The organism is Salipaludibacillus agaradhaerens, from assembly GCF_002019735.1.
Lineage (GTDB): Bacteria > Bacillota > Bacilli > Bacillales > Salisediminibacteriaceae > Salipaludibacillus > Salipaludibacillus agaradhaerens.
The window spans coordinates 1521119-1543507 of sequence record NZ_KV917378.1; the positions used below are offsets into that span (position 1 = coordinate 1521119).

At 36.4% G+C, this 22389-nt stretch carries 23 protein-coding genes and 1 pseudogene; 3 read left to right on the forward strand and 21 right to left on the reverse strand.

The genetic code is table 11. The features are described from left to right. Positions 1-559: 559 nt before the first annotated feature. Positions 560-1471 carry an AraC family transcriptional regulator gene (locus tag BK581_RS07355; protein WP_078577558.1) on the reverse strand — a complete coding sequence of 304 codons (912 nt, stop codon included), beginning with the start codon at positions 1469-1471 and terminating at the stop codon, positions 560-562. 381 nt (positions 1472-1852) lie between these two features. Here BK581_RS07355 and BK581_RS07360 point away from each other — a divergent pair, with 381 nt between their 5' ends. Next, positions 1853-2305 carry an OsmC family protein gene (locus BK581_RS07360; RefSeq protein WP_078577559.1) on the forward strand — a complete coding sequence of 151 codons (453 nt, stop codon included), beginning with the start codon at positions 1853-1855 and terminating at the stop codon, positions 2303-2305. Between the two features lie 280 nt (positions 2306-2585). Here the strand turns inward: BK581_RS07360 and BK581_RS07365 are convergent, their stop codons facing one another. The 4 genes from BK581_RS07365 to BK581_RS07380 all read right to left on the reverse strand — a co-directional run bounded on the left by BK581_RS07365 (position 2586) and on the right by BK581_RS07380 (position 5946). Next, positions 2586-3029 carry a methyltransferase family protein gene (locus tag BK581_RS07365; protein ID WP_078577560.1) on the reverse strand — a complete coding sequence of 148 codons (444 nt, stop codon included), beginning with the start codon at positions 3027-3029 and terminating at the stop codon, positions 2586-2588. A 23-nt stretch (positions 3030-3052) separates the two neighbouring features. Then, complete coding sequence (locus BK581_RS07370) at positions 3053-4051, reverse strand: NAD-dependent epimerase/dehydratase family protein (protein ID WP_078577561.1); 999 nt, start codon at positions 4049-4051, stop codon at positions 3053-3055. A gap of 71 nt (positions 4052-4122) precedes the next feature. Continuing rightward, the gene (locus tag BK581_RS07375) at positions 4123-4725 is read right to left on the reverse strand and encodes a TetR/AcrR family transcriptional regulator (protein WP_078577562.1); all 603 of its coding nucleotides are present in this window, start codon (positions 4723-4725) and stop codon (positions 4123-4125) included. A gap of 321 nt (positions 4726-5046) precedes the next feature. Further along, positions 5047-5946 (reverse strand): LysR family transcriptional regulator, encoded by a 900-nt coding sequence (locus tag BK581_RS07380; protein WP_078577563.1) that lies wholly within the window; start codon positions 5944-5946, stop codon positions 5047-5049. Between the two features lie 206 nt (positions 5947-6152). On the opposite strand from BK581_RS07380, the gene gdhA reads away from it, so the two are divergent. Next, a complete protein-coding gene (gdhA, locus tag BK581_RS07385; protein WP_078577564.1) occupies positions 6153-7535 on the forward strand; it encodes an NADP-specific glutamate dehydrogenase in 1383 nt (460 codons plus the stop codon). 168 nt (positions 7536-7703) lie between these two features. On the opposite strand, the gene BK581_RS07390 is transcribed toward gdhA, so the two are convergent. From BK581_RS07390 to BK581_RS07440, 12 genes and pseudogenes are all read right to left on the reverse strand, one after another. Continuing rightward, positions 7704-8522 (reverse strand): GNAT family N-acetyltransferase, encoded by an 819-nt coding sequence (locus tag BK581_RS07390; RefSeq protein ID WP_078577565.1) that lies wholly within the window; start codon positions 8520-8522, stop codon positions 7704-7706. Between the two features lie 885 nt (positions 8523-9407). After that, a complete protein-coding gene (locus tag BK581_RS07395; RefSeq protein WP_078577566.1) occupies positions 9408-10601 on the reverse strand; it encodes a macrolide family glycosyltransferase in 1194 nt (397 codons plus the stop codon). Next, entirely contained in the window at positions 10598-11038 is a 441-nt protein-coding gene (locus tag BK581_RS07400; RefSeq protein WP_078577567.1) for a helix-turn-helix transcriptional regulator, read from the reverse strand. The genes BK581_RS07395 and BK581_RS07400 overlap by 4 nt, the downstream gene beginning before the upstream one ends. A gap of 397 nt (positions 11039-11435) precedes the next feature. Continuing rightward, the gene (locus tag BK581_RS07405; protein ID WP_078577568.1) at positions 11436-11792 is read right to left on the reverse strand and encodes a hypothetical protein; all 357 of its coding nucleotides are present in this window, start codon (positions 11790-11792) and stop codon (positions 11436-11438) included. 317 nt (positions 11793-12109) lie between these two features. Continuing rightward, positions 12110-12217, reverse strand: a pseudogene (locus tag BK581_RS20260) (GNAT family N-acetyltransferase); the annotation flags it as partial. Between the two features lie 13 nt (positions 12218-12230). After that, a complete protein-coding gene (locus tag BK581_RS07410) occupies positions 12231-12764 on the reverse strand; it encodes a ClbS/DfsB family four-helix bundle protein (protein WP_169837601.1) in 534 nt (177 codons plus the stop codon). Positions 12765-12956: 192 nt separating this feature from the next. Next, positions 12957-13910, reverse strand: a complete 954-nt coding sequence (locus tag BK581_RS07415) for an arsenic resistance protein (RefSeq protein WP_078577570.1) — start codon at positions 13908-13910, stop codon at positions 12957-12959. Between the two features lie 184 nt (positions 13911-14094). Further along, positions 14095-14700 carry a class I SAM-dependent methyltransferase gene (locus BK581_RS07420; RefSeq protein ID WP_078577571.1) on the reverse strand — a complete coding sequence of 202 codons (606 nt, stop codon included), beginning with the start codon at positions 14698-14700 and terminating at the stop codon, positions 14095-14097. A gap of 193 nt (positions 14701-14893) precedes the next feature. Then, entirely contained in the window at positions 14894-15112 is a 219-nt protein-coding gene (locus BK581_RS20265; protein WP_245828930.1) for a hypothetical protein, read from the reverse strand. A gap of 415 nt (positions 15113-15527) precedes the next feature. After that, positions 15528-15815: an RNA polymerase alpha subunit C-terminal domain-containing protein gene (locus BK581_RS07430; protein ID WP_078577572.1), complete on the reverse strand. Its 288-nt coding sequence runs from the start codon at positions 15813-15815 to the stop codon at positions 15528-15530. 117 nt (positions 15816-15932) lie between these two features. Further along, positions 15933-16727, reverse strand: coding sequence for a class I SAM-dependent methyltransferase (locus BK581_RS07435; RefSeq protein WP_078577573.1), 795 nt, complete (start codon positions 16725-16727; stop codon positions 15933-15935). Positions 16728-17029: 302 nt separating this feature from the next. Further along, on the reverse strand, positions 17030-17686 hold the full coding sequence (locus BK581_RS07440; protein WP_078577574.1) for a GNAT family N-acetyltransferase: 657 nt from the start codon (positions 17684-17686) through the stop codon (positions 17030-17032). A 378-nt stretch (positions 17687-18064) separates the two neighbouring features. On the opposite strand from BK581_RS07440, the gene BK581_RS07445 reads away from it, so the two are divergent. Further along, positions 18065-18649, forward strand: coding sequence for a TetR/AcrR family transcriptional regulator (locus tag BK581_RS07445; protein WP_078577575.1), 585 nt, complete (start codon positions 18065-18067; stop codon positions 18647-18649). Positions 18650-18921: 272 nt separating this feature from the next. Here BK581_RS07445 and BK581_RS07450 read toward each other — a convergent pair whose 3' ends face one another. From BK581_RS07450 to rlmD, 4 genes are all read right to left on the reverse strand, one after another. After that, positions 18922-19398 carry a DinB family protein gene (locus tag BK581_RS07450; protein WP_078577576.1) on the reverse strand — a complete coding sequence of 159 codons (477 nt, stop codon included), beginning with the start codon at positions 19396-19398 and terminating at the stop codon, positions 18922-18924. Between the two features lie 222 nt (positions 19399-19620). Further along, complete coding sequence (locus BK581_RS07455) at positions 19621-20340, reverse strand: VanZ family protein (protein ID WP_078577577.1); 720 nt, start codon at positions 20338-20340, stop codon at positions 19621-19623. Beyond that, positions 20337-20663: a PadR family transcriptional regulator gene (locus BK581_RS07460; RefSeq protein ID WP_078577578.1), complete on the reverse strand. Its 327-nt coding sequence runs from the start codon at positions 20661-20663 to the stop codon at positions 20337-20339. Before BK581_RS07460 ends, BK581_RS07455 begins: the two co-directional genes overlap by 4 nt. A 303-nt stretch (positions 20664-20966) precedes the next feature. Beyond that, positions 20967-22376 carry a 23S rRNA (uracil(1939)-C(5))-methyltransferase RlmD gene (gene rlmD / locus BK581_RS07465; protein ID WP_078577579.1) on the reverse strand — a complete coding sequence of 470 codons (1410 nt, stop codon included), beginning with the start codon at positions 22374-22376 and terminating at the stop codon, positions 20967-20969. Between the last annotated feature and the right edge of the window lie 13 nt (positions 22377-22389).

Genomic DNA, 22389 nt, shown 5'->3' on the forward strand with positions numbered 1-22389 from the left:
TGTGCAGGCTTCCATTATTTTAAGGACTTCAGAAGGACATTCCTCTACTTAAAGGCATTCAACTGTTGAGTCACGTTGAAATTGCACCTCCCGTCTATCTAAATTTTTCTCTTCTCTCTATTTTGACACGGGCGTTTTAGGGGCGATCATTTGGAAAAAATAGGTTTACCATTATGGAAGACTAACCCACGTTATCACTTTAAGAGCGGTGTATGTTTATTTCTTGTCAACTTGAAAAAAATTGAATCATGCAACATTATCAAGCTAAAAAAGCGTCAGGAAAGAAAATTGTCCTTACTGACGCTTTTGATTTAATAGATGGAAGAATTCAACATCTAAATAAATATATTTATTCCCTTTTCATGAAATACCATTATAATGTTTACTAATTATAATCTATTACAAATCACCAATGATCAATATATCCCCCATCCGTTTATTAAAGTTCAGTTCCCAATGTTACTAGCCTTAATTCATAGTTTGTCCGTCTCTTTCTGGAATATCATTTTTTCAAATGACAAATTAATCCGAACTATTTAATTTCTCATCTAGAACGAGATTACTTTCCTACTGGTCTAACCCATATTTCCATATATGCCACATCCGAGTTAGTTTTATAATATTTTTCTACTGAGAAAGGGTGTGTTGCCAACTGATGGTTAACAAGCCACGTGCCAAAAAGGTAATTCATCGCTTTACTTAGGACTGAAGTTGTTAATAACTGGAAGTTTTCTGCCTCAAAACAACATACTACATACTCCCCAGGGGGTAACGACCATGTCACAAACTCTCCAGCATCATAAGAAGTAGCGCTCATCTCACCCCCAACAAAATAAGTAAATGTATTTTGTCCATCATCACCCATAGAAGAAACGCCTACTTCTTTCCCATCTGGCTTAAGTATTGGAAGGTGTGATACCATGCTGTGAAAGGTATCCCATAATTGACCAGGCTCATCAACACCAGTGGTTTCTCCAATTGGTGTTTGAGAGATCAAAACTTGACCGGACAAACCGATATATGTCTCAGCTACCTCAAGTGTCTTTCGTTTTATTTCTAGAACCATGCTGTCTGTAATCAGAGGAACACCTAAATCAACCACCGTATACTTTAACAGTAATTCAGGTTTCATAATATGATTAAGGTGAACAGGATGAGTACGGTATTCTTCTGGTGTTATGCCGTATGCTTCCTTAAAAGCACGAGTAAACGTTTCGTGCGATGAAAACCCAAAATCTAATGCGATGTCTATAATCCTTTTACTGAGATCTCCTAATTTTTCAGACGCTCTTGCAAGACGTCTTAGCTTTATATACTCGTTTACAGATCTCTTGACCAACCTCTTAAAGAGACGTTGAAAATAAAACTGTGATAGGGCCGCTTTTTTGGCCAGTCCTTCAATTTTAATTTCTTCAGACAAGTGTTCCTCAATATAATCGACAGTTTTTTGAATCTGTTCCCATGAGTGCATGATAAGCACCTCCTCACAAACAAGATAACACGATATTTGCCCATATCGCTTGACAACCAATGCCATCTTTATGAGATGTGGTATTATTTTTGAGTTCAGCATTTTTATAGTAAACATAAGAGATGATTAAGCCACACAGTTTCCCATTCCTCTAACCCCTCTTCTTTCAAGCCAGATTAATTTAAGCTCACGATAAACTAGTTTTAATACTCAGTTAACATTTCTGACTGTGCCTTCTAATAAGGAAGCATACTTACTGCGGTCATGCTTTCTATTTGACAAAACATACAAGCATTTAATAAACTTCCTTTGCAGGTTTAAACAAAATTAACTATTCTCATAACCATATACAATTACTATTGCAACACCTAAGGAGGAAAAATGGCAGAGCACCGATTTCATTTAAAAGCAAACTGGCCTGGTTTACGTAATGATGTAGGTGAAATTGAAACAGCAAACCTATTCACAAAAGTGTCTATCCCACCTGAAATGGACGGCCCAGGGATAGGAACTAACCCTGATGAAATGCTGCTTGGTGCAGCCGCTACCTGTTACATCATTACATTAGCGGCTATGATGGAACGCAGCCAATTAGATAAAGTGAGTTTAACGATGACATCAGTTGGCATAGTTGACGTTACCAACGGTACCATTACTTATAAGAAAATCATTCACCGCCCAGACATCGTATTAAAATCTAGTGTCAACGATGGAGATTTTAAGCTGGCAGATAAGCTTGCTAACAACGCGGAAAAAGTGTGTATGATTAGTCGAGCACTTCAAGGGAATGTAACCATCGATGTATATCCAACTATTAGTGCTGCCAGTGAGTGAACTCGTATAGATTTTAAAAAAATGTTGCACCTCATCGTAAGAACAAACACTACTAAAAAATGCTGATGGAGAATTATCTTTATTACAATATAAACATTTATAGTTTTCTCACATACCCTTTGCATCTGAACTAACAAGATACCTATCTTTATCATTAATAGTGTTGAAAATAAATACATTAACGCCTTGACTAAACAACAGCTTAATAACAAACCTATTGTATAGGATGGACACCATTTAAAAGCTAGCTCTCTCACTTTAAATACCGCTTATGTTGATTTCAAAGCCATCTCCTAACACTCTTTTTGTAAGCACGATAGGTTTCACCGAATTTTTCTTCCAGCATTTTCTCTTCGAATTTGATATACCAAAAGTTTGTAATTATAAAAAATCCCACCACGACAATGAAAGGAGAGAGACTTCCCAATACAACGGCAAGGCCTAGGAGCATTATCAAAAAGCCTAAATACATTGGGTTTCTAGTCCTTTTATATAAACCTTCCGTCACTAGCAAATCTGGTTCATTAAACGTCATTTCTGTTGTTCCTTTTATTTTAAACAATCGGGCCCCTTGTAAAGTGGCCCGCCCTCCTATTAAAATTAGAAGAACACCAAAAAGGTTGTACGGAACTTGAATAAAAAAGTTTATTGGAAATAGAATATGGCCTATTATCATTGATACGATGCAAAGAATAAATAATACTGGCGGTAATAAATAGCTCATAAAGCCCCTCCTAGTCGCTTATTCTAGTTAAGATAGTCATTTTCTTCAAACCAGCTAACAGTATCAGAGAGTGTTGCCGTAAGAGGTCTGAAAGTTAAGCCCAATTCCTCTTTTGCCTTCATAGAAGAGTATTCTTTTTGGTTTCTCAGCTTTTTAAGTTCATCTCTTTTTGGTAGTGGTGACGGTTTTCCAGTTATTTTTGCCCTCATTGTCATCATGGCAGACATTAACATGATTAGCTTAAAACTAGGTGTACGTTTAGGGATAGGCTTTCCTGATATGTCAGAAAGAGCACTCACAACGTCCTTTACTTCATAAATTTTCCCACCAATAATATACCTTTCTCCATTCCTACCTTTATCAATTGCAGCTACAATTGATTTGGCCACATCTCTAGCATCTACAATCACCGTTTTCACAGGGAGGATAGCGGGCAGACTTTCCTTTAAAAAACTTATTACAAATTCCCCCATTCGTGTCACCCCATGATCATTTGGCCCCATCATAATAGCAGGAATAACAGTGATAAATCTTAAATTAGGATGTTTTTTATTAAATGCCATTGCCATTTTTTCTGCCTCAATTTTGCTTTTAAAGTAAGGGTTATTAGTCGTCTCGTCGTAAGGTGTATTTTCATCAACTACCTCCCCACTCGATGTATCTAACACTCCCGTTGAACTAACGTAAATAATGTGACGCACTCCTCTTTCGTAAGCCCCTTGAAATAATTGGTTTGTTCCTTTTACATTAATTTCGTATAAAGCGTTATCTACATTACCTTTCTTAAAAAATTCAGTAAAGTAAGCACCTGCATGAATTAAAACATCACCCCCTTCTAGTTCAGATACAAAGCTAGTGACATCTCTTAAATCTCCTTGGATAATCTCTACACCTGCGGGGATTAATCTTCGCGCTTTTTCCAACGACCTTGCTAAAAGTTTTACTTGATGATGGTTATCCAGAAGCTCCTTAACAATATGACTACCTAACAAACCAGTTCCTCCTGTCAAAAAAACTTTCATGTTTTCTCCTCCTCTTTTTTTAACCAAACGTTCGGTTAATTAAAATGTTAAAAAAATAAGTTGAGCTATGTTTATTTTAAATGCGTCTTTTTAAAAGCTTCCATAAAATAATCTGTCAACTTATCCTCATCAATATTAAAATAGGTGCTCCATTTATCCTTTAAGGTGATAAACGAAAGAAGGGGGATGATTCCCGTAAAAAATTCATAGACAAAGATGCTGTCTTGCTCTTCCTTCGTTAACTTCTTTTCGTCTTGATGATTGTCACGATTCGTATGTTCATTAGCAATAATGACTTCGGCACACTTAAACAGGTGATCCGACGACGCGCCACCTTTCATAGCTTCCATCAAAAGGATAGACAACATACTTTTCTTACAATGCAAATAGTCTATCTCAGCTTTAATTTTATCTTCGAGCTTTAATTGTCCATCAGCCATTTTTTCTCTATTAGCGATGTTAAGATGCTCTTCAACATCTTGAATGATATTTTGAAATAATGACTCAATAATGTCGTTTTTATCTTTAAAATGGTAATAGATAGAGCCTTTATTAATGCCTGTTTCCTTGGCAATTTTATCAACACTCGTACCATCAAAACCATTTTGTGAAAATAGCTTTTCGGCCACTTGTAAAATACGTTCCTTTGTTAATGCACCATCTGTTTTAGGCATTCTCTGACCTCCTACAATCCTCAACCAAACATTCGGTTAATTAAAATATACACCATACATATTTTATGTCAAGGCTTACACACTGAAATAGACTTGTATTACATGCCTTTGTTCCTAAAGAAATAATGATTTGAATTTTTAATTTGACAAACTGCGGATTCCCATTTCCACGGGCACATTAAATTAATGAGAGTTTTCGATTAGTTATATTTTTTCTTAATAATTTTCTTATATAAAATGCATATTGCTCTAGCCTAGATTTTCCACAAAAAAAGGTGATAGCTCATTTTGAGCCTACCACCTCGTATTGGAAACATATTATTATGTCCTCCAACTTTTCAGGAAAAATTCCTCTAAAAAAGCATAAAATAATTCTTCCATTGGTAAGAGCGCTCGTTCTGTAGGAGTTATGACACCGACTGTTCGGGTCACACTCCGTTCATTCAGTGGAATTTTCACCGTTGAACGAGGCGTGCTGTCAACGAGGGTGACCTCTGGCATTAATGTCACACCTAGTCCAGCTGACACTAACCCTTTCAATGCATCGATATCATCACCTTCAAAGGCAATGTTCGGATAAAAGCCTATCTCAGAACACGCCTTAATTACAATATCACGAAAGACAAATCCTTCCGGCAGCAACACAAATGGATCATCTTTTAGGTCTTCTAAATGGATTATCTTACTTTCAGCCAGTGGATGATACATGGGGAGAAGCGCAACAATTTCTTCAGTAAATAGAATCTTTCGTTTAATTTTCTTTTCCTCCATCGGGACAGGACCAATGAGAGCCATATTATAATCTCCCTTAATAACACCATCGATCAACTCTCGATAAAGGCCTTGTTTTAATTGAAATTTAGCTTCCGGCTTCTGTTTTCTAAACGCTGAGATGGCTGTCGGCAAAGTATAAGCAGCTAGACTGATGGGAAACGCCACGCGAATCGTCCCTTTTTCCGGATCCAAATACTCTTGAACCTCTCTTTTAGCATCATCTAGTGCATTCATAGCGTGATTTATACGCTCCAAGAAAACCCTTCCAATTGGTGTTAATTTCACGCGTCTACCTTCTCTAATAAATAGGTCAACACCTAATTCATTTTCCAGATTAAAAATCTGTCTACTAACAGCAGACTGAGCCACATGTAGAGCCGCTGCCGCCTCAGTAACATGCTCCCGTTTAGCTACCTCCATAAAATACGTTAATTGCCTTAATTCCATAATACCCCACCCTTATATCAATCTGAAAAAAGCATTAAATTTATCAATTATTGATATTGATTAGATGATTTGTTTAATTATAAAATACTCCCAAGTAGAAATCTATCCTTGTACCGCATGAATGACAATTAGCATGGTGGGGAAAACCATTGTTGTATATTTCATTATAATATGTTTGGTTTAAGGGGAGTTTAGGGAGGCCGTATATGAAAACATTAGAAAAAGAGAATTACACATATGCTACGGACGTTCAAGCATATGTGCAAAAGGTTTATGACACTGTGATCCAGCGTAACCCACACGAAAACGAATTTCACCAGGCCGTAAAGGAAGTATTTGACTCACTCCTACCAGTTCTAGAAAAAAACCCGCATTATATTAAGCAAGCAGTACTTGAAAGAATCGTAGAACCAGAAAGACTTATTTCCTTTCGTGTTCCATGGGTAGATGATGACGGAAATGTACGAGTAAATCGCGGATTTCGCGTTCAGTTTAACAGCTCTCTCGGCCCTTATAAAGGTGGCTTACGATTCCACCCTTCTGTCAATGCAAGTATTATTAAATTTCTCGGATTTGAACAAATCTTTAAGAACGCATTAACAGGCCAGCCCATCGGTGGTGGAAAAGGCGGATCTGATTTTGATCCAAAAGGAAAAAGTGACGGAGAAATTATGCGTTTTACCCAAAGCTTTATGTCTGAACTCAGCCAATATATTGGACCGGATACGGATGTGCCTGCAGGCGATATCGGTGTAGGGGCCAAAGAAATCGGTTATATGTTCGGCCAATACAAAAAAATGCGCGGCGGTTTTGAAGCGGGAGTGTTGACTGGAAAAGGTATTGGTTACGGGGGAAGCCTTGCTAGAAAAGAAGCAACAGGTTATGGAACGGTTTATTTCGTAGAGGAAATGCTTAAAGATAACGGCTTCAGCTTTGCCGGCAGTACGGTTGTCGTCTCTGGATCAGGAAATGTTTCCATCTATGCTATGGAAAAGGCGATACAGCTAGGTGCAAAAGTGGTAGCATGTAGTGATTCAAGTGGCTATATTTACGATAAAAATGGCATCGATCTATTGACGGTAAAACGTTTGAAGGAAGTAGAAGGTAAACGAATTAGCCACTACGTCGATGAGTACCCCCATGCTCTTTATGTGCAAGGCTGCTCAGGCATTTGGTCTTTACCATGCGATATTGCCCTTCCTTGTGCAACACAGAACGAGATTGACGAAACAGCAGCTAATACATTAGTCTCTAATGGTGTAAAAGCAGTGGGCGAAGGGGCTAATATGCCTTCAACATTGGAAGCTGTTCATCTTTTTCAACATCATGGGGTACTGTTTGCCCCTGCGAAGGCGGCTAATGCAGGAGGCGTATCAGTCTCAGCATTGGAGATGGCACAAAATAGTGCTCGTATTGCTTGGACCTTTGAAGAAGTGGATGCCAAGCTACATGATATTATGAGAAACATCTACAGAGAAAGCATGCAAGCTGCGGAGAATTATAATGCTCCCGGCAATCTCGTAGCTGGGGCCAATATTGCTGGATTTATCAAAGTGGCCGAAGCAACGATTGCTCAAGGGGTTATATAAATCTGTTAGAAAAAGCCGATGACTCGTCATCGGCTTTTCTTTTTTATGTTGATGACGGATTACCTTGGCTTCAGCATTGGATGCTTGATTTTCAGCAACAGACTCCAATTTCTCAGCTTCTATCCTTGTTTTTTACGCAACAAGCTCGTTTTTTTAAGCAACAAACCCTTAGTTTGCCGACGAATGGCACTTATAATTTGGTTTTAATTTAAAATCAACAATCGATCGCTCAGCTGTCGTTTCATAGCCTAAGCCTTTATATACATTTACAGCAGGTTCATTTTCTGATAATACACCAAGGTAAACATCTGTGGAACGTTGTTTACCTAGACGTGTAAGTTGGCTTGTTAGGAGCTTGCCTAACCCTTTGCCACGATAAGCTTGCCTCGTAACAATGTTCCCAATTTCCACAAGTTGAGCGTCATAAAAATGAAAGCCACCTACAGCAATGAAGTTCTTTCCGTCTTTAATAACAAGGAAAGGGAAACGCTCAATTTCACTTTTCGTAAAGAATCTCATTCCCTCATTTTGTAGAAAATGTACGACCTCATCATACTCTTCTACTTTAACGTCTTCCGCTCTATGAGATGCCAGTAGCTTTTCTTGGTCCACATGCTTCATGGTTAAAAAACGTTGTGGTGTACCTGTAATAAGACCATAAGATTGAAATAGCTGAAGGTCATGTTCACAAAGGATCGTACCACATGTCACATGGTCATTAAGGCGGTATGCCTCTCTCGCAAACATTATTAGTTCAGGGAACAGCACTTCTTCCCGTTCTATACAGTAAAAACTAAAGGCTGGAAAGGACAATTCACTGATATAAGCTAAGACAGCAGTCAAATGATCATCGACATATTGTCCAATGAACTGAGCCTTTCCCCTTCGCTGAGTTAAATAGCTGTAAAAAAGTAAGTGCTTCTCTCTGTCAACTTGATTGATTAACTGATCAAGTGTTTCTCCAGTAAGTAAACGATGTAGCACCATTTCATATACCTCACTTTATAAATTTAAACCTACTTGGTTTAATTCGTTCTTTTATTAGTTTGCATTTTCTTTAGTATATTTCCACTTGCTGATTGTTTCAGCTTTTCTACCTTGTTTAGTTTCATCACCATTTTTGGTGCTTGTTCGTAAATATCACGTGAACTATCATTTCTCTTTATTTATCAATCTCCTAAATATACCATATATTAAAGTCATGTTTACTGTCATTTATTATTTAAAAAATTTATCACTAGCATTGGATAAACAACTTGAATCATTTTTAGTTTAATGATTCAAGTTGTTTAAGACCAAATAAAAAAATACCCGATTAAAGAGGGATTTGTACGGATTACCACCTAACTCACAGAATTTTCTCTTTGGATAACCTAACTTTAAAGGAAGATTAAAACCAGATAATATTAGTAAAAAAATAAAGTCCTTATAGGACAAGGTTGTCATTAATAAAAACCTCGGTTTAATATCTTCACATTTAGGCAAGAAGTCTTGTCAATAGTCGGGTCATTGGTGAAAGTAAAATAAGCGGATATTTTTCGGTTAGATGCAGAACAGAGCTCATTTTACGGAATATAGGGGGAGTTTTTCCGGTTATGCAAAGCAAAACGATTCATTTTCAGATTTTTCAAGGCAATAGGCGGAATCTCTCCGTCTATTTTAAGCTATTATCGTGACTAATGGCTATTTAAGGGGACTTTTTCCGTCTATTTCTCAGATCTGCTTCTTAATTTGATTCCCCAATCCTCACGATCCCAGGTGGGAATCAACATCTTTTTCTAAGAGCACCATAATTGTTTACCGGACATTAAGTCTACGGTAGATATGAGCAACGAAAAGCAGAGCGAGCGTCTCCAAGGACGGTGTCAGCTCTCATTCTACGACTGATTCATGTTCAGCCGCCTTAGCCAATATGACATTAGCTGCTTCTCTAGCACCGCCAGCATGTTGTATACTTTTAGCCAATTTCTCTACATTTTTTTGATATAGTGGATCCGTAAGCACTTCTTCTACTGTTTTAGTCAAATGTTTCACATGATATCCTTTTAATTTGATACCTGCTCCTAATTCAACGACTCTATCGGCCACTAACCGCTGTTCACTATGTAGCGGATATAAAACCATCGGTACACCGGAATACAAACTTTCATTTACACTGTTCATACCACTATGTGTCATAAATACATCTGCCCTCTGTAAAACGGCAATCTGGTCGACGTGGTGTTGGATAGTAAAGTTGCTTGGTATTGTACCAAGCGAGGCAATGTTTGTTTTTTCACCAACAGACATAATCACATCATAGTTACTATCTGTAAAAGCTTTTATACAATTTTGATAAAAGTGAACATGCTGATTAAGTACTGTTCCTAATGATATGTAAATCAATTTTTTGTTAGTGACGGTTTCAAAAACGCGAGACGACTTTCGGATTGAAGGACCCACAAAGGCATACCTATTCGAAAAAGTTTCCGCCATTGGCTGAAAATCCTTTGATGTAAAGACAATCGTATCCGTTTCATTATCATTTTGAATAATGGACAACATATTATCCACTTCATATCCATGCGTTCGTAACATTTTTATTTTTTTATTAATTCGTCTTATTCCAATGATTGTTCTCCATATTTCTTTTACACCAGGTTTCATTAGTTTAGCCGTATACTGATTGAACGCGAAACTTGTCGTTGAACAAATGTATGGAATTTCCAACTTTTGCGCTAGTAATTTCCCCCACAAGGCTAATGAATCAGATACAATACAATCTGGCTGATAGTCTCTTAGCTCCGCACTTATCTCCTTCTCTAAGGCGACGGTGGTATCTGCAATCATTTCAATCAATGCAGCAAAGTCTTTTCCTACTTTTCGTTCTAATTCTTGTTGGGGGATCGAGGGTAAAAAGGTATCACACGGAATAAACTTAGCACCACAACTTTCTATTTTTTCTCGAAATTCAATGAAAGAGTAGTATCGTACTTCATGGCCACGATCAACTAGCTCTGATACAACAGGCAGTGTCGGATTCGTATGACCATGTGCAGGAATTGAAAAGAAAACGATTTTACTCATTCTAACTCCCCTTCTGCCACTTCAAAATGACGTATCATATCTGCAAACTCTAGGAAATGCTCGCTTTTTAAGAGTGCTATTCCCTTTGTCGCATCTTCACCTAAAACGACAAGTTTGTCACCTGCCTGAATGTGATACAGATCTCGTGCCTTTTTTGGAATAACTACCTGTCCTCGCTCCCCCACCTTTACCACACCAAAGAAATGTTTACCTTTTGGTGCCAGTTGATCTACTTCCTTTTCACTCATATCATCAGCCAATTGCTCCAATGTGATGTCAAACAAATCAGCTAACAATTTACATTTTTGAATATCAGGTAAAACCTCGTCATTTTCCCACTTCGCTACGGTTTGGCGAGACACATGTACTCTCTCAGCGATTTCTTCTTGACTCATTTTATTCTTTTTACGTAAAAGGCGAATAGTCATACCAATCATATCTTCATCTCCTCTTATGTTTTAATATAAATAACGCTTTTATGAAAGTCTATCAACAATCCAACACATTTTTTGTTAAAAATTGTAGCATGCTTATTTAACACTGTGGATCGTTTGCAGAACCATTGCCATAGCACTACTTTTAAATGCTTTGTGTCATTTATTCATAAACATTGTTGGACCCATTTTTTCTCACAAAACAAACTATCAATCATTGGGCGTTTTCGTTCTTCTGCCACTGATTGATAGTTGAGTGAATCAAAGGACTCTAGCGACTGGTTTTCGGACGGTTAGCTGTGATAAACTACAGCGTATATGTAAAAAGTTTAGACATCATCTCCATGTCTTTTTATGTTGATTATTTCACTAACACAATTGTTATAATAATAAAATTTAGTCATCTTTCCTTGCAAAAAAAGGCTTTCGAAACAAAACTAACTAATAATTGTCCTATTAAGAAAACAATTGCAGTAAATATAATGGTTAAGTCTCTACCTAATGGCTTAAACCAATCTCCATCATCAGGAATTAAATAGATAGCCAGAAATAATGATAAAATTCCTGTAATAATATTAATCAAAATAATGTAGCGATATTTTATGTGACCAGCTAGGACACCCGTTATTACAACATGCAACAATGAACCTAAAAATAGAAAAGAAGCTTCTACCTGCCTAACATGTTGCCCATATTCATAAAAATGAAACAAAAATGGTGCGGGTATTAAAGTGAAAATTAACCATAAGAATCTCATAAAACCTCCAAAATTTTTAAAATTATTAACCTGATTTTAACCTATAAAATAAACCTTCAATCAGTGGTGGTTCTTCTCCACTGATTCATAGTTGAGTGAATCAGGGCTTTAGCGACCGTTATCTCTCGCCTATATAGAGTTTGCTCTCCTCTCTATTTTGACGCGGGTGTTTTCAGACGGTTAACTGTGATAAAACCCTTTTCAAAAACGTTTTTATTCTAAAGAAAGTAATGCCGCCGTTATCATACAACTAAACTGCTTCATAATTGAAACAACGACAATTTTGTTTTTTTCGCACTCCGTGTAAACGACCAGACCTATTTTTTCATATTTACTTTAAACATGCCTGTCATATTCGGTGTGTAGTCTATAAAATCATATTTTTGATAGAATTCCTCTTTATCCTCTGAAGCAAATAACCCAACGAGCTTAATAACTTCATTGTACGACCTTGGCCTTTTCTCCTTCTAAGATAGCTTTTGCAATAGCGTCACATTTTTTTATCGCCCATATGTAATGATTAGTCGTGTTTGCTGAAAAATAGCTGTATAAATGGCTTGTTTTTGTCCACTTATAATATTTTTTTGTCATGATTTCTTCATTGGTATGTGATTTAATGAGGTCCATCACTCTTTCATGGCTTAACGTCACTTTTTTTAGAGCCTGATTTAACGTAACATCTTGATAACGTTCCCAAATTTGCATATTAAGTTGCTTAATATCTCGCCATTTATAATCAGCTGCTGGGATAAATGGGGTATCTCCATCCATCCCTTCTCGATACCACCTTTCCAACATAGCATGCCATTCATATAAATGCATGATTACATCGCGAAAATTCTTATCTCTTTCATGAGTTTCAACGGACATGTTTCTTTTTCTGCTAGGGATAGAGTCAATGATGTTAAGCAATGATTTAAAGTTTTCGTCACTCTCCAATAATAGAACCTCTTTTTCACTTTTCGCTATCACATTAATCCACTCCTTTGGAATACGTAAGTTTTGCAAAAAAATCGTGCTAGTTGTCAAAAAACTAAAATGCATAAGCAACTTCTTATGTATATCCTTTCTCTTGTTCACCTGATAACGTTAATACGACTCTTTTCACTATTTGTTAGTTCGTGAGTCGTTCAATGGCCAATTCTAAAAGCAAAGCACTAATAGCTAATTTTCTTCACTCTTCGCCGTTACTAACAAAAGTTGGGTGATGATAGCTAGAATAGGTAATTCTAATAATGGACCGATCACCAACGTTAGCGCTATAAGCGGTTGTTCAGGAAAGGCTGTCATGGCAATAGCTAAGGCGATAGGTGAATTTCTCGCCAATGTCGTTAAGCTTAAACTCGCTCTCTCTTTATAAGAAAATGACATGAATCGCCCAACTTTTTGTCCAATAATAAAATTGATGATGAAAAAGAAAAAGATTGGGAGGGTTATTTTCCACATAAGGTCTAAGTTCTCAATTAACAACTTACCTTGTGATGAGAACATGGCCATGATCGCAAGGCTTAGAAAAATAATTGGAAGTGCACTTAATTTAGATAAGAGGTTATCAGCAAATTGTTGCTTGTTCTTTAGAAGTATTTTTGTAAGAATGGCTAGCATTAGAGGAATAAATATGACCACGAAGACACTCTCTATTAAAAATGGGAGTTCAATGACTCCTGTCGTTCCTCCAAATATCAGTAAGTAGACAGGTAAAAGTATCACTTGCAACACTAAATTCAAAGGTAAAATGGCCGTTGATAAAGCCACATTTCCTTTTGCCATTCCTGTAAATATTAAGTACCAATCAGTACATGGGGTAACCATTAGCATGATAAAGCCAATAAAAATAGCCGGATGATTCCATAAAAAAGTGGATGCTAATAGCCACGCTAATAGAGGCGTCCACAAGAAATTGATAATGAGTGAGGTAGAGGTAAACTTGATGTTTCTAAGAGATGTCGTTATCTCTTCAATTGGGATATGTAAAAATGTGATATAAAGCATTGCAACTAACAAAGGCAGAATAAAGCTTTCTGCATAGGCTCTTATGAGGTCGATTTGTCCTAAACTTAATCCAACAACCACTGCTAAAAATATAATTAAAGAATATAACTTCTCTAGTAAACCCATGTACAACAGCCTGCTTTCTTAAATGCTTCTCTTGTTATTATTTTATCATTTTTTTCCTCCTAAATTGTTAAAAGCTCGAATTAGATTCATAATGATCCTAAATAGTTTAAAACATGTTTAGGATGTCCAACTCTAATCCAACCTCCATCGTCCAGTGATAGAGAATTTAGAATTGAAAAGAACCTTACTCTTTTTTTGCATCTAAAATAAACATCGACGCATCGTGCCCCATGAATATTTTACTGCCGGTATAAATAGTTTTAAATTGAATATCTTTGTACCCTATTTTTGTCATGATATCAGTTAATTCTTCTGGGTTAAATCCATTATGCACCATATCTGAAACAATATTTTCATTCTTATTAAAATCTACTATTAGTAAATGTCCTCCTTCATTTAGCACATCAAATAGGCGTGATAAAACTAATTTGACATCCTCAATATGGAGTAGAACCTGAGCCATAAAAACATAATCAGCATGAACACCCGATAAATTTTCCTTTTCAATATCAAAACATAACGTGTCTACATTTTGATTATTAACATCAGTTATTTTTTGCTTAATTTGATTAATCATGTTTGGTGACGTATCTAAAAAAAGCAGCGAATCAAATTCATTTAACAAATTCATTCCCACAAGTCCAGTACCACATCCAAAATCAATTGCTTTCTTACTTTTAGCATCAACTAAATACTGGCGGATGGCATCAGAGGATACCTTTGCAATCTTCATTCTATCAGGCGTGTCATACGTATTAGCAATCATTTCAAATTTATCCGTATTTCCCATGAGTATCACATCTCCAGTCATTTTTCATAATTTTAGTAAAACGTGTTCTTATTGTGTTTAGAATAGCCCTCAATCTAGGACAATTCAAGATATCTGCTCCATTCAAAAAAAGAGTTTCTTAGTACAAGAGCTACATTTTCTTATCCGGCTAGGCTCTCGCTTATTTAAGTATATATTCTGCAATTTTTTAGAATCACATTTGCCAGTCTTTCTCCCACTGTTTCGGTAGCTCAAATCTTGATTGTTTAAGTGCCACAAAATATTGTCCTTGATGAATCCCCTCGTGTTGTATTGCTGTACTTAATAAATCCATGATAGTTAGGTGCTCCCTTCCCATTCTTATAGATTTAAATTTTGTATGCTTGAATTCAACTTCTAATTGTTTCATACTCCGTTCTAATGCTTGAATCAAACTGTTCTCTCCTGATGTCCGTTTACCAGGAAAACAAATCTCTCCAGTTTTTAAACCGTCACAATAAACATCTCTTACCCGAACCATATGTTTAAAATGCTTTCTCAATGTACCAATTGTGGTGTTAATTGAACATCCCAATTACTTTCTGACATTTCTTTTGCTAATGAATTAGTCTTTTTTTCAGCATATATAAACCCATGTGTATCCATATTGTTATTTTCTCACTCCCTATATATATGTGTCATTCTTTCACAAGCGTCTTCCCCCGTTTATTCCAAATAAAAAAATACCTTTTCCCCCATATAATATTTATGACTGAAATTGTGCGATTAAAATTATTCCATACTTGCAGTGTTCATTTTCTACTTCCTGATATTATCCTACTTAAACTAAAGTACGTGCCATTGTTTATTCATTCTTTAAATGATAATCCTTCTTCCTTTAATAATGTTCTCATCACAGGTAAGGAAGCTGGTCCAATACCATGAATGTTTAAGATTTCCTTTTCAGTGTACGTTGATAATTTTTTCAAGGTGTCGATCCCTTCGTGAAGCAAGGCATTTCTTGCAGGTGAACTAAGTTTCGCAAGGAAACCATTTTTAGGCTTAGCTTTATCACAGGTAGGGCAGCTTGGACATTCACTACTTTTGTAATACTTATGCCCCTTTTCACACACCCTTAAATTTTTTTCAACTGTCAATATAACCCCTCCTCCAGAATTAATTGTAAGTAGGCTTAGAAAGAACAAACTTTCTAAGCCTTTTTGTCACCATTAGTCAACTAAAATCTCGTGTTATTAACTTAAGAATAACATTCGTTATTTTTTTAAAGCCATTATAACTGTTATGTTTACTTGTTCCTTAAACACACCTGTTTCTTCAATAGATAACAATTCTTCTCTTAGATTTTGTTCAAAGGAATTTACGTTATCTCCAAGAAACCTTTTAGCCCCAAATGAAGTGGAATATAGATGGCCGATTATAGTCTCGACTGACCAGTAATACTCATAAGTAGGTAATTGATAAACATCTAATTCGAACTTGGAATTTGCTACAATTTGCTGATGGCTGATAGTAGGGTGCGAGTATGTAGTATCCCCGGCCCTTCTTACATGCCCGTACCACTGTTTCACTACCTCATTCACTGTCTTTTGCCAAGGTGATAGCTCTTTATTTGGGGAATAGCTATCAATTATAGCTATCCCACCTTCATAGGGAATCATTTCGTATAATGTTTCCAGCACCATCTCCCTGTCCATCCAATGAAAGGCCTTCGCTATCGTTACCAATTTAAAAAATGTATGAGCATTAACCTTATATTTATCAAGGTTTCCATTAAAAAATTGTATATTTTCAATTCTCATATCTTTGCTAAGGTCAATTGCTTCCGTTATCATTTCAGGGTCTGTATCAATTCCGACTATCTTTTCAAACCAATCCGAAAATCTAAATGCTAATTGTCCCGTACCACACCCTAAATCGAGCAGATGACCTTTACCGTCCAGAGAAAACTTTCTAATTAAATATCTTATTAAAGAAGCAGGATATATGGGTCTATACTTCGAATAATACTTAGCTGTACCTTTAAACAGATCGTCACCATAATATACCACTGAATCATTTCTCCCCTTTAATTTCACTTTAAAAAATCATTCTCATGTTATGAACCACCATTACTTAACCTAGACTTTAAAATATCCACTATCAAAAGAGTCTTTTAACTGCTCAAAAGGTGCCACACTATTTGTTTCATGTTTATTTTCCTCCACATATATGAAACGGTACACACTTCCCAGTATTCCTCTTTACTCCCCTGTCAACCTTCACTTCATCACCAGTGTCAACCTTAAAAGAGAAACAAGCACTTTCCCTTCTTTACCGCTTATTCTATCATAGCTTTTTTCTATGATATTATTTAATTAATTGCTGGCGGATCTATCATCATCCGGAAACTCCAATTTCCAATAGTTGTCCCCTTCCTCTCTATCGGTGTGTAATCAAATTCTGTAAATCCATTTTTAAGATAAAACTTTTTATTTCTCTCTGTATTAGTAAAAGTAACAAATGTCTCCTTGGTACCGGAGCTTTGCTTCGAAATATACGGTATAATACAATCATTGAGCATTTTAGTCCCTAATTGCTGTCCCCTACAAGATTTATCAACTGCTAGAGATTCTAATACCCACGACTGTTCTTTGATCTCACTGATCGGCCCATGTCCTTCTTCAAGAATATTTAAAAGCTTAAGAAGCTTTCTAAGACTAGCTTTCCTCAATAGTTTGAATGCACCCGAAAGGAAATAATCAAAAACACTCACTTTGGAGCTATTAGGACGTATTAAAACAGCAAAACTTTTAATCTGTCCGTTTTCCTCCCCTACGAAAAAATCTGCGTTTTTATAGTAAGCTTTTAAATAAACATGTTGGACTTCACTCATTAAATCAATAAAGCTGTCCATATCGCTAAATTCATTCCTAAATTCATGAAATATTGGATAATCACCAAATGTTATGGCACTCATCTTCGCGATACCTTTTAATTCTTTCATTTCTGGCCTTCTATATTCAATCATCTGTTTTCCTCCTTAAGTAAATTCACATTGATGCAAAAAATCATTTACTATCATTCACAGTTTTTAAATGATACTCAATGCAAAAATAGTGATTATAATTGTGACTATATCTCCAAGTTCATACCTCTAATACGTTCATTTTTCAAAGCCTATCCATTTACTTCTCACGCCCTTTCTAACTTCTTAATAGAATGTTTGAGCTATTCCTGTCACTACACTTTTATTTGAGTAACAAGTACAAAACACGACAACCGTTGTTCTACTCTTATAAGTGTATTATAATTTAACTAGTGTCGCTTATCTATATTCAATTGTGTGTCTGATTGTCTGTTAAGCGACACATTGAAACTAAAATGTCGGGAGGTATAACAACTTTTTATGGATACTTCTAATGAAGATAGACGAGTAAGAAAAACAAAAAGAGCATTGCGTAATGGCCTTGTAGAATTGATGGTGAATAAGGATCTCCGAAATATAACGGTTAGAGAGTTAACCGATAACGTTGATATTCACAGAGCTACATTTTATGCTCATTATAAAGATATCTATGATTTGTATGACCAGGTGGAGGATGCCGTAGTTGAAGAACTAAATGATTTAATTATGCAAAACTACTCTCAACCTCCCAGTCACTTTTACCGCATATTATTTGAATACATTATAGAAAACAAACAATTATGCCAAATGCTGTTTGGTACTAAAAGGGAGAACAGCTTTATGGTTCGCCTTAATGTGTTATTTGAGCAGAAGTGCATTGAAACGTGGCGTAAGGATTGGAAAGTTTCTGAAGTCAACGAAGAATTGAAATATCATGTGGGATATCATGTACAAGGTTGCCTTGCCATCATCAACAGATGGGTAGAATCTAACTTCACATACCCAATGGACGAATTGGTCAAAATCATAGCTGATATCGATAGAAACATGGAAGATTATTTTATGAAAAAAAAGAAGAAAGTATGAAGTGAATTCATGATGATTTACCATGCTGCCTCTATGCAGTTGATATTATGTCTCATCCTTTTCGAAAAGGATAAATGGGGTCGAACAAACAACGTAATAGAGGCAGTCGGAAAGAAGATATAAGGTGAGGAGAAGACTATTCGACTGTCTTCGTTGCCATATCAAGGTTTACAGGTTATTCAGTAAACCCTAATTTCAGCAATCCCTAACTTTGTCACATAGTATCTGCACCCACCACATTCTATATTGCTGCTGCCCCCTAATCCACTCGTTCAATTAAAGTGAATAGATTCGAATTTTCTTCCAATAAAGTTAGCAGTGACAGGGCTTAGTTCTAATTCTCTTGCCCAAATAGACAGTTGACCTATGTGGTGAATCTCGTGGGCAATTATATGGTGTAATATGTCATCCCCAGTGTATTCATCTTCATCCCATGAAACACTTACAAGTTCTTCTTTTAGTTCATTTAAATTTGTTTTTAATAATTCCGCTATTTCTATTCGACATGTATTTGAGAGAGATTTAACCTTTTCAAGTGTTTTATAATCAGTAAATTGAACGACTACATCTTTTTTAGCTTGAATACCACAAAGCCAACTATATTCCACATCAATAATGTGAAAAAGAGTATATAAAATACTTCCTGTTCCACCTCTACGTTCTTTTAACAACTCTTCAATTGTTAGTTGATTACACCAGTCAAACCATTCATCTCTAACCTGCCAGTTATACTCAAAAAATTTTATCACTGTTAAACACTCCCATACCACTTCTTACAATCATTTGCTAATCGCTATAATCCTCTTTCTTATAAAAATAAATGTTCGGTTACTTGATCAAGTAAATTTTAATACTATCTACCAATTATAAAAAGACAAACTCCAAAAATAAACCTGGTTTATTAGAAACCAGGTTCACCACCGCCATTTTTTACTAAAGATCACCCGTTACTTAGATCCCTTTTTTTAAAATTAAGGTAATTTAAAGTGTATTTTCTGACTGCGAATAGATCTCATTTTTCTCATGCCTATTCCTGAAGTTAATTTGAAAAGGAAGTATCCTATTAATGCGCCTACAGTATTTAATAAAATATCATCCACATCGCCTTGCCCTAATCTAAAAACTAATTGGCTGACTTCTATAAACAGACTAATTACAATTGAAACTAGGAGCACACTGCCTAGGGATTTAATTCGTTTAACTAGATAAATTAAGAAAAACCCTAGAGGAATGAAAATAATAATATTCCCTAATGTATTGTAAATAATCGTATTTAAGTTAATGTGTTCAAATCCTGTAGTGTACCAAATTATTGATTTAAACGGTATAAAGTTAATATTTATCCATAGATCCTCATGAAAAAATGAAGCAGTACTCCTCCTCAAAGGAGACAATAAAATTAAGAGCACAACTGAACTATAAAGGATGAAGGAAGCCCACCCTATAATCCTCAAAGCATTTCGGTATGGATAAAGTATGTTGTTCAACCCTTCTCCAATTGTTCTTTCATCCCCAAAACCTCTAATTGCAAACTTAACTGCTTCTTCTTCTGTTAACCCTTTTTGTAAGTATTCGTTCGTTAATAGCATTAAATGTTCTGATAACTCGATTTCCAGCTCTTCTTTCTCATTTCCTGTTACCTCAGCTTTATTAATTGTTTCTTTTATGTATTTTTGTACTAATTTGTTCACGTTAATCCCTCCGTGCAACTTTGAACTAATTTATTTACCTGATTCCACTCCATAGTTTTCTTAGCGAGTTCTTGCTTACCTTTATCTGTTAGTTTATAATGCTTTCTTCTCGCAGCTACAACGGACTCACCCCAATAAGACTCTAAAAAACCTTTATTCTCCAATCGCTTTAAAGCAGGGTACAATGTTCCTTCACTCATTTGATATAAATCATCACTCTGTTCCTTTAATTTTTTTGTGATTTCATAACCATAAGTAAACCCTTTACCAATAACCGAAAGAATGAGAATATCAATACTACCTTTCATTATTTCTTTATCCATAATATTACATCACCTCAACTAAAATTGTAACACGACATACATCGTTATACAATGTATATGACAAAAAAATAATGTCTTTAGTCAACTTTTTCTATATTCAGTATTAACTAGCTTTATTTTCACTAACTACTTCGTTAGTTGGATAACGGCTAAAATATTTAATCTACATCCCCGTTGATATTACCATCATTTTCTACATAAAAGTGGAAGAAAACATCATATATTAGTTCAGATTTTTTTATTCTTAAAAACAAAAAAGCCTTTCAATTGCTAAGAAAGGCTCTCAACTGTTGGCGTCAGAACTTATTTACCTTCATATACAAGAAACGATACGCACTCCACCTGTGCCGTCTGAGGGAACATGTCCACGGGTTGGAGGCTTTTTAGTGTGTAGCCGCCTTTTACTAGTTCTTTGACGTTTTTGGCAAGGGTGGAGGGATTACAGGACACGTAGACGATTCGGGATGGTTTTGTCCGGAGCAGTGTGGCGATGAGTGAATCATCAAGACCTGTTCGCGGTGGATCAACGATGACCACATCTGCTTGCCAGCCTTCCTTTTCCCATTTTGGCAGCCATGTTTCTGCTTTACCTACTTCATAAACGGCATGATCAATGCCATGTGCCGCTGCATTTTTTCGAGCATCGTTAATTGAATCAGCAATGACATCCATCCCACGGAGCTCTTTCGCTTTGTCTGCTACCCATAGGCCAATCGTGCCGACTCCGCAGTAAGCATCCACAACGTTTTCTTTCCCAGTTAGTTTAGCCGCTTGCTTCGCCGCATCATAGAGTTTTTCCGTTTGCACTGGATTTAATTGAAAAAAAGCACGGGCTGATAAATGAAAGGTAAAATCACCTAACCGTTCCTCAAGCTTCTCTTTTCCGTATAATACAATCGTTTCATCACCGAAAATAAGGGATGTTTTTTCTTTGTTGACGTTTTGAATAACTGACGTGACATCTGGCAAGCGACGACGCAATTCCTCTAAAAAGAGTTCCTTTCTTGGAAACTCTTTCGTTGTTGTTACAAGAGCCAGCTGCCATTCTCCTGTTTTGAAGCCAACGCGCGTAACGATCGTTCGTAAAAATCCTCGATGTTTCCGTTCGTTGTAGATTGGTATATTTAAATCGTCTGCTATTTGTTTGACGACTTTCGTAATGGTGTTTGTTTGTGGATGTTGGACGATACAGTCCGTAATATCGATCAGCTTATGACTGTTCGAGCTGTAAAGTCCAGCGATCACGTGACCATCTTTCATCCCTACTTGCATCTGGCTTTTATTGCGATAATGCCAAGGGTCGTCCATACCGATCGTATCGTGGAAATCTAACCGCTCTAAATTTATTTTTGTATACCGCTCAAATGCTTGCCTGACGATATCTTTTTTCTCACGAAGTTGGGCGTCATATGTCATATGTTGCAGCTGACAGCCGCCACATTGCTCATAAACGGCACATGGTGGTGTCGTCCTATCTTTAGATTTCCGGCGCAACTTCACCACTTTCCCAGTAGCAAATTTTTGCGATACTTTCACTGCTTCACAGACTACTTCCTCACCTGGTAATGCCCCCGGTACGAAGACGACTTGTCGCTTAAAAAAACCCACACCTTCTCCATCAATCCCTAGCCGTTTAATGGTTAAAGGGAAGCGCTGACCCTGTTTTATTTTCAACTCTGTTTTCGGCGCTCTCGCCTGTTGTTGTCGTTTCACATTTACACCTCAA